General features: G+C 42.1%; 11 protein-coding genes and 1 other annotated feature. Of the genes, 5 read left to right on the forward strand and 6 right to left on the reverse strand.

Going from position 1 to position 12,850, the window contains the following annotated elements:
• Positions 1-8 precede the first annotated feature (8 nt).
• Entirely contained in the window at positions 9-740 is a 732-nt protein-coding gene (locus E0485_RS17775) for a LytR/AlgR family response regulator transcription factor (protein ID WP_132419420.1), read from the reverse strand.
• Positions 737-2,383, reverse strand: coding sequence for a sensor histidine kinase (locus tag E0485_RS17780; RefSeq protein ID WP_132419511.1), 1,647 nt, complete (start codon positions 2,381-2,383; stop codon positions 737-739). Before E0485_RS17780 ends, E0485_RS17775 begins: the two co-directional genes overlap by 4 nt.
• 339 nt (positions 2,384-2,722) lie before the next feature.
• Here E0485_RS17780 and E0485_RS17785 point away from each other — a divergent pair, with 339 nt between their 5' ends.
• The 3 genes from E0485_RS17785 to E0485_RS17795 all read left to right on the forward strand — a co-directional run bounded on the left by E0485_RS17785 (position 2,723) and on the right by E0485_RS17795 (position 6,450).
• Complete coding sequence (locus E0485_RS17785) at positions 2,723-3,763, forward strand: glycosyltransferase WbsX family protein (protein ID WP_132419421.1); 1,041 nt, start codon at positions 2,723-2,725, stop codon at positions 3,761-3,763.
• A gap of 56 nt (positions 3,764-3,819) precedes the next feature.
• Complete coding sequence (locus E0485_RS17790; RefSeq protein WP_235857615.1) at positions 3,820-4,443, forward strand: class I SAM-dependent methyltransferase; 624 nt, start codon at positions 3,820-3,822, stop codon at positions 4,441-4,443.
• Between the two features lie 168 nt (positions 4,444-4,611).
• Entirely contained in the window at positions 4,612-6,450 is a 1,839-nt protein-coding gene (locus E0485_RS17795) for a UbiD family decarboxylase (protein WP_207911010.1), read from the forward strand.
• Between the two features lie 109 nt (positions 6,451-6,559).
• Here the strand turns inward: E0485_RS17795 and E0485_RS17800 are convergent, their stop codons facing one another.
• Together E0485_RS17800 and E0485_RS17805 are read right to left on the reverse strand one after the other, a co-directional pair.
• Positions 6,560-7,357: an SDR family NAD(P)-dependent oxidoreductase gene (locus tag E0485_RS17800; protein WP_132419423.1), complete on the reverse strand. Its 798-nt coding sequence runs from the start codon at positions 7,355-7,357 to the stop codon at positions 6,560-6,562.
• 68 nt (positions 7,358-7,425) lie between these two features.
• Complete coding sequence (locus E0485_RS17805) at positions 7,426-8,043, reverse strand: cupin domain-containing protein (protein WP_132419513.1); 618 nt, start codon at positions 8,041-8,043, stop codon at positions 7,426-7,428.
• A gap of 157 nt (positions 8,044-8,200) precedes the next feature.
• On the opposite strand from E0485_RS17805, the gene E0485_RS17810 reads away from it, so the two are divergent.
• Positions 8,201-8,983 carry a TetR/AcrR family transcriptional regulator gene (locus E0485_RS17810; RefSeq protein ID WP_132419424.1) on the forward strand — a complete coding sequence of 261 codons (783 nt, stop codon included), beginning with the start codon at positions 8,201-8,203 and terminating at the stop codon, positions 8,981-8,983.
• An 85-nt stretch (positions 8,984-9,068) separates the two neighbouring features.
• Here the strand turns inward: E0485_RS17810 and E0485_RS17815 are convergent, their stop codons facing one another.
• Both E0485_RS17815 and E0485_RS17820 read right to left on the reverse strand, forming a co-directional pair.
• Entirely contained in the window at positions 9,069-9,863 is a 795-nt protein-coding gene (locus E0485_RS17815; protein ID WP_132419425.1) for an ABC transporter permease, read from the reverse strand.
• Entirely contained in the window at positions 9,860-10,756 is an 897-nt protein-coding gene (locus tag E0485_RS17820; RefSeq protein WP_132419426.1) for an ATP-binding cassette domain-containing protein, read from the reverse strand. Before E0485_RS17820 ends, E0485_RS17815 begins: the two co-directional genes overlap by 4 nt.
• A 161-nt stretch (positions 10,757-10,917) precedes the next feature.
• Positions 10,918-11,149 (forward strand) — a binding site (T-box leader).
• Between the two features lie 96 nt (positions 11,150-11,245).
• On the opposite strand from E0485_RS17820, the gene E0485_RS17825 reads away from it, so the two are divergent.
• The gene (locus tag E0485_RS17825) at positions 11,246-12,802 is read left to right on the forward strand and encodes a 2-isopropylmalate synthase (RefSeq protein ID WP_132419514.1); all 1,557 of its coding nucleotides are present in this window, start codon (positions 11,246-11,248) and stop codon (positions 12,800-12,802) included.
• Positions 12,803-12,850: the final 48 nt, after the last annotated feature.

A 12,850-nucleotide genomic window follows, 5' to 3' on the forward strand; every position in this document is an offset into this window, starting at 1 on the left:
AACTGCCTTTAGATGTGCATCAACTGCCTAAAATCTTTGATCTTGCTTCGACTGACGGGGATCTCGGCATCTGAATCGCGCAATCGTAGCAAATAAGTATTATTAAACCAAGGTACAATTTCATGGATTTGCGCCAAGTTAACCGCGAAAGACCGATGACTGCGATAAAATTGATCCTGTGGTAGCATGGCATGAAATTCCGATATACTCATTGGCATCGTATACATGCCGTTTTTGGTATGCACTTGTGTGACCTTCTCTTGTGCTTCTGCATAATAAATATCAGCCGAGTCTGTCACGATGATCTTATCATTTTTTTGCAGATTTATTCGCTTGCCAGCAGGAATAGCTGTATCTTTCACTTCTTTACTACCCTGTTGTTTAAAAGCACTTTCTAATTTATGCAGCATAGCAGCTATTCTTCTTTCATCATACGGCTTTAAGATATAATCGAATGCTTCCAGTTCGAACGCCTGCGCAGCATGCTCTTTATAAGCTGTTGTGAACACAATATAAGGCTTACTTGCAAATTTACTTATGTTATTAGCTAGCAGCATCCCATCAAGGGACGGAATATTTATGTCGAGGAAGATAACATCAACCGCATGCTCCTGCAAATATTTAAGCACTTCCAGCCCATCATCAAACTGCTCGACGATCTTGATTTGACTGTGCTGTGTAATTAGGTATTCCAATTCTTCTCGTGCCAGAACCTCGTCTTCAACAATGATCGCTCTCATGATGTCTCCTTTGGTATGTCAAAGTAAATGTCAGTTCCTTTGTCTAATCTTTGAATCGTAAGCCCATGTCCATAGAGGAGCTGTACTCGCTTATGCACATTGAATAGCCCAATATGGTGCGCGGCCATCCGTTCATTTAATACTTGATCAATGATTTCCTCACTTATCCCAATTCCTGTATCTTTAACCCCGATCCGAACCGATTTGTCATGTTCTTGCACATAAATGGTCACCGTCCCAGGTTCTTTATTTTTCAAAATGCCATGGTTAATCGCGTTCTCAACAAGCGGCTGAATCACAAGACTTGGAATGGTGACAACAATCAAATCATCCACATCATATACAACGGTCAAGCGATTACCGAATCTCGCCTTCTCGATTTCGACGTAATTGCGAACCTGTTCTAGTTCTTTATGAACATCGATCACTTCGTCTGTCAATTCCAAGTTATAACGCATATACCCTGACAAATTAACGATGAGCTCTCGAGCCTTATCTGGCTTTGTTCGAATAGAAGATCCGATAGCGTTCAGCGCATTGAATAGAAAATGAGGTTGAATCGTCGTCTGGAGCGCCTTAAGCTCGGCTTTATTCGCCATCTCCTTCATTTCCTCGACCCGTGAAACTTCCATTAAAGTCGAGATGATCTGTGACAACCCGACAGCCATCGTCTGCAAGGGATACGTAATTCGATGCGCTTTACGATAATAAATCTTAAGCGTCCCTGTTACTTCATCGCGTTCCTTAAGCGGGATAATCAGTAGAGAATGAATCCCTGGCATGGTTTCGTCCAAAGCATGATTGCTAATTTCAAACTGCCCAGTCCGAATCGTTTTCTTCGTCAGTTCACTCATAATTTTATGCTGCAGCAAATAACGATCCTCGCCATATCCTACATATGCCAGCACATTGTTCAAATCCGTTATCGCGACAGCATCAGCCCGAATATCTTCACGAATAATGGAACAAATCTTATGTAAGGACTCGCTATTGATGGAACGGAAATAAGGCAAGGTTTTGTTCGCAATATCAAGTGCGAGCTTGGCTTGTCTGGCAGCGATCCCTTCTTTTTCCGATTCAACGCTCTGAATCAATAGAATGATCAAACCTACATTCACTTGACCAATAATCATCGGCACAGCGATCTTCGAAACGATGTCAACTCCAAGCTCAATAGGCTGGGCATAAAGGATAATCAGCAGCATCGTTAACGCTTCGCAAGCCATTCCCGCAACTATCCCGATAATCCAGAGCCGAGACTTGCTTGCCTTCAAATGAATATAACTTGCAACAAAACCTGCAATGATACTAGTAATCAGGCAAGGTACCGAAGTGACACCACCGATGTCAATCACATAGCGATGAATGCCAGATACAATTCCTACGATAATGCCTACCCATGGACCAAACAGGATTCCAGCAGACATAATGACAATAATCCGTACATTGACAAGTGATCCTTCAACCGTAATCCCAGTATAGGTCCCAAAAATCGCAAACAAACAAAAGAATAACGTAATAAGTACAAATTCTTGTGGTGATCTTACATCCTTCTGTAATACTTGCTTAACGTTCGATATCCGGAGCATGACAAAAATGATGATTAAAAGCAGTGCCGCTCGCTCAAAAAGCTGTATAAGCATTGTCATTATCATGGTGTTCAATCTAGTTGTCCTCCTGCATCATACTGCGTGTATCATGGTAATGCTTGTATTATTGTATCCAATACTTGTTCTTGATTCGACCAATGAAGATAATGCTCTGAATTCAGAAGCGTCTCCTGACGACTAATATCGAACCATTGCATAAGCTGTTGCTGCACCAGTTCTTAAATTTCACAGGAAAGCTTATCGCAAATGGTATATAACGAAAGAAAATATATATAATGTAGCATTGCCGTTAATTCCATTAAGCTACCTATAATCCATTGGAATCAACTCAAGGACTTATTCTATAAGTCACCTTATAGGAGGAATGAAAAGTTGAAACTTATTGCCTTCTATTTGCCTCAATTTCATGAAATTCCTGAAAATAACCTTTGGTGGGGAATAGGATTTACGGAATGGACAAATACCAGAAAAGCACAAAAGCTGTTTCCGGAACATTATCAACCGAGGGAGCCTTTTCAAGATTATTATTATGATTTAACAGATGAAGATGCAAGGAAATGGCAAGCGGAAATTGCCAAGAATTACGGTATCTATGGATTTTGCTATTATCATTACTGGTTCAAAGGAAAAAGGTTACTTGAAAAACCCTTTAATGAGGTTCTTCGAACAGGAGAACCTGATTTTCCATTCTGTCTCTCATGGGCAAATGAACCGTGGTCTAGAAGATGGGACGGAACGAATCATAATCTGTTAATGCCTCAAGACTATGGTGATGAAAAGGATTGGAAAGAACATTTCGATTATTTACTAATAGCTTTTAAAGACGAAAGGTACATTCGAGTAGACAATAAACCTTTATTTATTATTTATCGCCCTGCCATCATTCCAAGATGTGAGGAAATGCTGTTATATTGGCAAAATCTTGCGAAACAGAATGGACTTGAAGGAATTTATTTTGTTCATACCCTCTCCTATGAACCCCTTGTTAAAGGTTTTGATGCCTGTATTGAATTCGAACCATCATATACTTTGACTCATTATGGAATTAATTTAGAAAAAGCAGTAGATGGGTATCATCAAAAGTTTAATGTGATGGATTATGATAAAGTATGGTCAAATATATTAGAAAGAGCAGAAATAAAAAAGAATTTTAAAACATTTTTATGTGCATTTGTTGATTGGGATAACTCGGCCAGAATAGGTAATCGAGCACATATATTTAAAGGATCAACACCCGAAAAATTCTCTCATTATCTAACTCAACAAATTAAACAGGCTGTGAAAAATAATAGTGAATTTTTGTTTATAAATGCTTGGAATGAGTGGGCAGAAGGAACATATTTGGAGCCAGATAAGAAATATGGATATCGATATTTGGAAGCACTAAAAAAATCCTTGGAGATTAATTTATAACATGCCACGGATTTTTTTATTTGTGGATTTGCGGAGTCTTATTGGACGTACCCTATATGAATGATTTTGAGAGAGGAGTTAATAAAATGAACCTACATGAAACTTATCCTCAATTACAAATTAGTCAATTGTATGGATTTATTGAGCAGGTTGATGGCTGGTTGACACACTTGGAACAAACAGCACTTCTGCATTTACCGGCTTTAGTTGATCATTTAGATGGGGAAATCATTGAGATTGGTTCTTTTAAAGGAAAAAGCACGGTATCTCTTGGTCTCGGAAGTAAGTGGATTAGTGAACGGAAACGTTCGATATATGCAATTGACCTATTTATTCCAAGTATTGAGTATGGGGAATATTATCACGATTTTGAAAAGAATATACGAGGATATCAACTTGAGAATTATGTCATTCCAATTAAAAAATATAGTCATGAAGCACTCCCTGAATGTCCTGAGCGTATTTCAGCTCTTTTTATTGATGGAGATCACAACTATTTAAGCGTAAAGAAAGATATCGAACTTTATTCTCCAAGAGTTGAAGCCGGTGGAATGATTGCGTTTCATGGCTACAATGTTTATGAAGGTGTTCAAAGAGCAGTTGACGAACTTTGTGAGAGTAAAGAATATGTGTATGTTTGTGATTACGACAGGTTGCGTCTTATCCGTAAATTGAATTAATCTTCACATACTGCCATATACAGCCGATCAGAAGCAAAATAATGACGATTCCTATAATTTTAATGCGTTTTGTCATAGATGATCCCCTAACTTACTTGTGATTTGCATGCATAAGACACATAATAGTACATGTATCGTTCTTATTTTCTAGAGATTGGAGTTATTCGAGTGAAATATCGCAATTTAGAAGAGTGTATCCTTGATTTAGAGAAACATGGACATCTGGTCCGCATTCGTGAAGAGGTTGATCCGAATCTCGAAATGGCTGCTATCCATATGAAAGTCTACGCAGCTCACGGTCCAGCATTATTATTTGAGAATGTGAAAGGCTCCAAATTCCCTGCGGTCTCTAACCTATTCGGTACGATCGAGCGCAGCAAGTTTATTTTTCGAAATACATGGGATTCCACGCAGAAGGTAATTGCCTTGCGCAATGATCCGATCAAAGCGCTGAAAAATCCTTTTAAATATTTAGGCACTGGCTTAGCAGCAAGAACCGCTTTACCTCTCAAGCAAATTACAGGTTCTCCAGCCGGATTTAAAGAAATCCAAATAGCTGACCTTCCATTAATTAAGCATTGGCAAGGAGATGGAGGCGCGTTCGTCACGCTTCCGCAAGTATATTCAGAAGATCCTGAGAAACCAGGCATCATGAATTCCAATCTAGGGATGTACCGTGTTCAGCTAACGGGCAACGATTATGAAGTTAATAAAGAAGTCGGCATTCATTACCAAATCCATCGAGGGATTGGCATCCATCAAGACAAAGCAAATAAACTTGGCAAGCCGCTTAAAGTAAGTATTTTCATCGGCGGTCCTCCTGCTCATACCTTATCAGCGATCATGCCGTTACCTGAAGGCATGAGTGAGCTGACTTTTGCTGGCCTATTGTCAGGAAAACATTTTCGTTATAGTTATGTAGATGGCTACTGTATCAGCAATGATGCAGATTTCGTCATTACGGGAGAAATCCCTCCGAATGAGACGAAGCCTGAAGGTCCTTTTGGTGATCATCTCGGTTATTACAGCTTAATTCATGAGTTCCCTGTGATGAAAGTACATAAAGTATACGCGAAGAATAATGCTATTTTCCCATTTACCGTCGTCGGTCGCCCACCACAGGAAGATACAGCCTTTGGCGAATTGATTCATGAGTTAACAGGCAGTGCAATCAGACAAGAAATTCCTGGGGTTAAAGAAGTTCACGCTGTCGATGCAGCAGGCGTACATCCCTTGCTATTCGCAATAGGCAGCGAACGTTATACGCCTTACCAGCAGGTGAAGCAGCCGATGGAGATTCTAACACAAGCGAATCGAATTCTGGGAACAGGTCAACTAAGTCTAGCTAAATTCCTATTCATTGCGGCTGAGGAGAAAGAGCCTGTCAGTACGCACCGTATGGAGGAGTTTCTAGCTTATATTCTGGAGCGAATCGATTTGCAGCGGGATATTCATTTTCAAACGAATACGACCATTGATACGCTCGATTACTCGGGTACGGGGTTCAATACGGGAAGTAAGGTCGTCTTTGCAGCGGTTGGCGATAAGAAGCGAGAACTTTGCAAGGAAGTTCCTGAACAATTACAGGGATTGAACGAATTCGAGAATGTTAACTTCATCATGCCAGGAGTTGTGGCTGTACAAGGCCCTAATTTTACCACTTATCAGAATGCCGAGCTAGAAATCGCCAAGCTATGTGATGAGATCCAATCAAGAGGTACGCTCGATAGCTGTCCGATGATCATCTTATGTGATGACAGTGAATTCTTAAGTGCTACGATTGATAACTTCTTATGGGTAACGTTCACTCGCAGTAATCCATCACACGATATGTATGGTGTAAACAGCCACTTTGATTTCAAGCATTGGGCTTGTGATAATGTTATTATAGACGCGCGAACCAAGCCGCATCAAGCACCGCCGCTTATACCGGATCCAACTGTAGAAGAGCGGATTAAGCGTGTTTTTGACCAAGGCGGAAGCCTAGCGGGAATAGTAAAGGTATAAGTGCTATAAACACTGCAAAGCCACCTTAAATGGTGGCTTTGTTTATTGCAATCCAACTCCTATAATAACTACCCTATTTCGAATCAAGGGTATGGTCATTTCAATAGGATCAATCTAATGTTACACCACAAGTCAGATTTGCAATCGTACCTGTCATTGCGTTCGCATAATCTGATGCCAAGTACACTGCTGTGTTTGCAACATCAGCAAGAGTAGGAAGTCGCTTCAATAGGGTTCCTCCTGCTGCACCAGTTAGCATTTCCTCCAGCGTGATACCCGCGCGTTCAGCAACTTGACCAAAGCAAACTCTACTGTGCGAGCCTTGTCTTGCAGCTTCAGGTATCATATGCGAACGTATGCAATTCACTCGAATACCACTTGCACCTAGCTCACCAGCCAAATGACGTGACATCGCTTCTACTCCAGCACATGCAACGCTATGCCCCATGAATCCTGGCCCTGGCATTTGGGACGCGGGTGTTGAAAGCATTAGAATTACGCCTGATTGCTTCTTCACCATATGTCTTGCAACTACTTTCGAGGTAATGAAGTTCGTTCGTGTATACACTTGAACTGGATACTCATAGTCCTCTAGGGACAATTCAGCTAGTGGCGTACCTTGGATGTGCGTTACTCCAACAGCATTAAGGGCGATATCGATGCTTCCTCCCTTTTCAACAACAGCATTGGCGTGCTGCTCAACTGATTGCACATCAAGTGCATCAACCTGGGCAATTTCCACCTTTCCCTTAGCGGCCGTTATTTCTTCAGCAATTCTCTCAAGTTTGGCAAGTGTACGACCTACTAGAAAAACCTTTGCTCCTTCGTGAATAAAAGCTTGTGCAACGGCTCCGCCAATCGCACCGCTTCCTCCATAAATGATGACGTTCTTATCCGATAATAACATGATTGAACCCCTCCTTTTTCTAGATTATATATTAAATCCCAAATTAAAATATCTTCTAGATTGCGATCTTACATTTTCCACCCGTTGCCAATCACTTGTTTATGATATGACCGTTCTACTTGATGAATAACGGCCTTCTCTTCATCTCTTATCACGCAATCCTTGGGAGGACCGATTACAACCGTAGTTTGAATCGGGGCGAATGTCTCCTTGACCTTCTCCTCATTCAGGCAGTACGTACGTGCAAACACGCTCGCAGGCGTTAATCGCAGGAGATCGGATCCCGCTATAAATTCAGGTATAGGCGCATCAAAAATAGCCAGTAAATGGGTATCATCCTCCGAGGCGATCTCATAATGCCACCAGCCCTGCGGCACATTCGCCACTTGACCAGGTCTGATCGGAAAGTGATTTAATTTTTTGCTAAAAGGATTAATTAATGAAACGACAGCCGCTCCAGAGATGCAATAGACAAGTTCTGTCGCGTTCTGATGCGTATGGGGCTCGATAATATTGCCCGTGCTCAAATAAATGTCTAATAATGACGTGTTCCCTAATGTGTTAAGTTGATCAATCGAAAGGGCAAAAATCGCGTTCTGATCATCTTTTCGATAGAACAAATTATTTTTTAAATCATACGAGAATTGAGTTTTGGGCGAAGTATAGTCCATATAGGATACCGACATTGACATTCACTACCCTTCAATCGTAGTAGGCAATAGCCTGATTGCTTATTTTATGTGGGCAGCTTCTTGAAGGTGATATATACAAGGAAAAAGATGTGAAATATGATATACTGTATACAGAATAAACGGTTTCACCGTTATGCAGGAGATAAAACCTATGTCCAATGAATCAAAAATCGACAATGAAGAAATCACAAAGTTACCTAGCGGCATTGCCTTATCTTGGGGATTCATCAAACAGCCCAAACGAGGTCCCAAGGGTGAACTGAGCATCGATAAAATCGTAGATGCAGCTATCCAAATCGCAAATCAAGACGGCTTAGCTGCTGTTTCGATGAATCGGGTCGCCTCATCGCTTGGATTCACACCGATGTCGCTCTATCGATATATTACAAGCAAAGAGGATTTGCTCGTATTGATGCAGGAAGCCGTATGCCGAATCGAAGTGCCTCCGCTTGATGAAACAATCGGATGGCGCGAAGAAATGCGGCAATATGTGCTTAATAGCATTCGTCTTTTTCAGATTTATCCTTGGATGGGAGACATTCCGGTTTCAGGCATCCCCATGACACCGAATAACCTTGATTTCGTCAATTGGGCGCTTCGAACTGTGCGTCATTTTCAACTCAGCGATTATGAGAAAATGTCGATTCTGTTGCTGCTTAGCAGCTATGCTAAATCGGTTGGCAAGCTATCCGCCGACTTTGAGCAAGCCATGAAGGCTGGGGCAACCTTGGATACGATCAGGGGAAATGATTATACGGGAGCACTTAAGCAGCTCGTAACGTTCGAGCGTTATCCTTATTTGTATCATGTCGTGCAGTCCGGCGTATATACGGGTGATATGGAACCTGACGAAATTGACGATTTCGATTTTGGACTCGAACGTATACTTGACGGCATTGAGCATTATCTGAATAAGCATGGACAAAAGGATTAATATCTATTACCTCAAAAGAACTCTTAAACATGGCAAAACAGCAGTTTGATGTTAGTCAAACTGCTGTTTTTTACTCTTATAAATCTTACCTTCTGCCAGCCTTCCGCTTAAAGGCATACACGCTCCAAATTATTGCAAGTATTAGAATGCCAAGGCACCAGCCAAGAGCCCACCCCAATTGGTCCTGATAAGATGTTCCTGTCAGCAATCCACGTATCGTCTCAATAACTGGCGTAATCGGTTGATGATTTGCAATCCCTTGAAGCCATGTTGGCATCGTATTCACAGGGACAAATGCGCTTGAAATATACGGAAGAAACAGCAATGCGAATCCGTACCCACTAGCAGCAGATGGACTGCCTGTCATTAAGCCGATTGCAGCATACAACCAAGTGAAAGTGAATAGGAATAAGACGATCATACCAAGAGCAGCCAACCACTCTAGCAAGCCTGCCGATGGCGCAAATCCTACTAGTAGGGCAACGCCAATGACAATACCTGTAGCCACCAAGTTACGTACAAGGCTTGCAACTACATGCCCTGTAACAACGCTTATACTTGGAATCGGCATCGTTCGGAATCGATCAATAATTCCATTCGTCATATCCTCCGCCACATCAACTGCTGTACTGGATGACCCAAATCCAGCGCATAGCAGGATAATCCCAGGCACTACATAATTGACATAATTCCCATCTGGCGAAATTGCACCACCGAATACATAAGTAAATAGCAGCATCAACATAATGGGAAGCATGATCGCCATAATTAGCTGTTCAGTATTACGCATGCTAAGCCGAAGACTTCGTCCGATAAAAATGGCATAAACAGAACCGAATGATGCGCTTTGATTTGCTTGAATAACAGGCTTCAATTTCATGAAATCGCCCCCTTTAATTGATTCGCGTCACTTGCCGTAAGCGATAGGAACACGTCATCCATACTTGGTTTGCGAAGACTAACTTTCGTGTCAGGCGGGAATTTGCTCGCTGCTTCATTCAAAGTAAAACGAATGTCTTGTATCGTACCGTTTGTTGGAATCGTACAAAGCACTTCATCCTTGCTATTTAGCAGCTCAATCACTTGACCGCCTATGCGTGACTTTAGTTCTTCAGCAGTACCTGTCGCCACAATTTGACCATTCGTAATCACGGCAATCTTATCGGCTAATTGATCTGCTTCCTCCAAATATTGTGTTGTTAGAAATATGGTAATACCTTGCTCTCTTAATTCCAAAATGATTTCCCATAATGCGCGCCTGCTCATCGTATCTAATCCTGTTGTTGGTTCATCGAGAAATAATACCGGTCTGCTCACAACGAGACTGATCGCTAGATCCAGCTTGCGACGCATCCCCCCTGAGAACGTCTTAACCTTCTTCTTGGCAGATTCCCTTAGGCCAAAATGTTGAAGCAATTCAGCAGTTCGAGCACGCGACTGTGCAGCTGTAAGCCCTGACAGCCTGCCAATCATGTTTAAGTTCTCCTCTGCTGTAAGCTTCTCATCAACAGCAGCGAATTGACCTGTGAGACTAATGGAGCGTTTCACCTTTTCCGCATCACTGCTCACATCGTGTCCTGCAACTCTTACATTCCCTTCATCTGCTGCCACGAGTGTAGATAAAATGTTAATGAGGGTCGTTTTCCCTGCTCCATTAGGTCCAAGAAGCGCATATACACAGCCATTTGGAACCTTCATATCCACACCGTCAAGCACCACTTGTTTGCCAAACTTTTTCTTTAATCCGATAACTTCAATCGCATACTTGCTCATAATCCCTCTCCTCTCAATTCCGCGCTAAATAACTGTGGATGATATAAACAGTATATGATGTATACGATTATTGTCAACACAAATTTATTTAAAATTTTTCTTTTTTGCGTATTGACAAATTTTTCAGAGTACAATAAAATCATCTTTAATAAATTCCAAATCCAAAAGTTGCGATTAGAAATAGTAGAAGTGAAATGACTTTCCAGAGAGCCGTTGGATGGTGTGAAACGGTAATGTCGTGCATTTCGAACTCGTCTATGAACTGCTGCCTGACATGTAGGGTAAGCCGGAGTTCCACCGTTACAAGGATAGATGGTGTTAGCCATCGAACTAAGGCTCATTTCGTAATGAAATGAATTAGAGTGGTACCGCGGGTTCAACCTCGTCTCTAGATATAGAGATGAGGTTTTTTTGTTGATTAAAAGCCGGATTTAATCAACCCCGCTTCACATATAAATACAAATGAAGAAGGATTAGGAGGAGTTTATGATGAGTCGTAAAATTATTGTATTTGATACTACATTGCGCGATGGCGAGCAGGTGCCAGGTGCTAAACTCAACTTACCTCAAAAAATTGAAATTGCTCAGCAGCTTAAGCGGCTGAATGTAGATATTATCGAAGCAGGCTTCCCCGCTTCTTCCGCTGGAGATTTTCAAGCCGTACAAGAAATTGCTAGAAGTGTGGGTGATACAGTATCCATCACTGCACTCGCCCGTGCGGTCAAAAGTGACATCGATGCGGTATATGAGAGCATTAAGCTCGCGCAAAATCCACTGATCCACATTGTTCTAGGAACTTCCAATATTCATGTGGAGAAAAAATTCAATCGGACCAAGTCTGATGTTCTCCAAATGGGCATTGACGCTGTCAGATATGCCAAGACCCTTCTTCCTCATGTGCAATACTCAACTGAGGATGCGTCGAGATCTGATTTTGAATACCTGTGGAGCACAATTGAAGGGGTTGTGAAAGCAGGAGCAACGATGATTAACGTACCAGATACAGTGGGCTATGCGGTTCCAGAGGAATTCGGGTATTTGATTGGCAGAATTAATGAACGCCTAAAGAACTTGAATGATCAAGTGATACTGAGCGTTCACTGTCATAATGACCTTGGAATGGCAACAGCCAACACACTTCAAGCGATCAAGAATGGCGCCGAAAAGGTCGAAGTTACCATTAACGGACTCGGTGAACGTGCTGGAAATGCTTCGCTTGAAGAAGTCGTGATGGGCATCAAGGTACGTGATAATTATTATAATTGCTTTACCGATATCAATACGCAAGAACTGCTCAGAACATCTCGATTAGTAAGCCATCTTACAGGACTGGATGTGCAAGTAAACAAAGCGATTACGGGTGAGAATGCCTTCGCTCACTCCTCTGGCATTCATCAAGACGGATTGCTCAAAGATAAGCAAGTTTATGAGATCATGTCACCTGAAGAGGTGGGTGTGGACAGCATGGAGCTGATTCTTACAGCACGTTCTGGACGCCATGCCTTCAAGAATTCCGTGGAGAAGATGGGCTTTGACACGAGCGATACCGAGGACTTCGAAGAGCTATTTGCCAAATTCCTGTCCTTGGCCGATGCCAAGAAGGAAGTCTATGATCACGATGTCTTCTATTTAGTCAGCAATCACCGCAAGCTGGATGAGAGCAGCAGCATCCTCTATGAGCTGGATTCCTTCCAAGTCGTGACGAACGATCAGTATCCGACAGCAACTGTAGGATTGAAAAAAGGAGCTGAGATATTCAAAGACAGCGCTGTGGGCGATGGCCCTATTGATGCGCTGTATAGCGTGATCAAGTCCATCGTAGGCATGGATGTTCAGCTTAAGGATTATAAAATTAGCAGCATGTCCCGAGGCAAGGAGGCTATCGGTAGAGTCAACATCCGTATTGAGTACGAAGGGAATGTTTACTCAGGTCGCGCAATGGACCTTGACATCATCAAGGCAAGTGCGCTCGCTTTTCTCAATGCCATTAATGCCGCTTTGTTAGATACGCCGAAAGTGCAGGCAGTGGAAGCGAATATAATGTGAACTCGTTGGAGGACACTTCATTAGTCGAATCATGTGCAATAAACCGCC

The organism is Paenibacillus albiflavus (assembly GCF_004344915.1).
GTDB classification, from domain to species: domain Bacteria; phylum Bacillota; class Bacilli; order Paenibacillales; family NBRC-103111; genus Paenibacillus_AM; species Paenibacillus_AM albiflavus.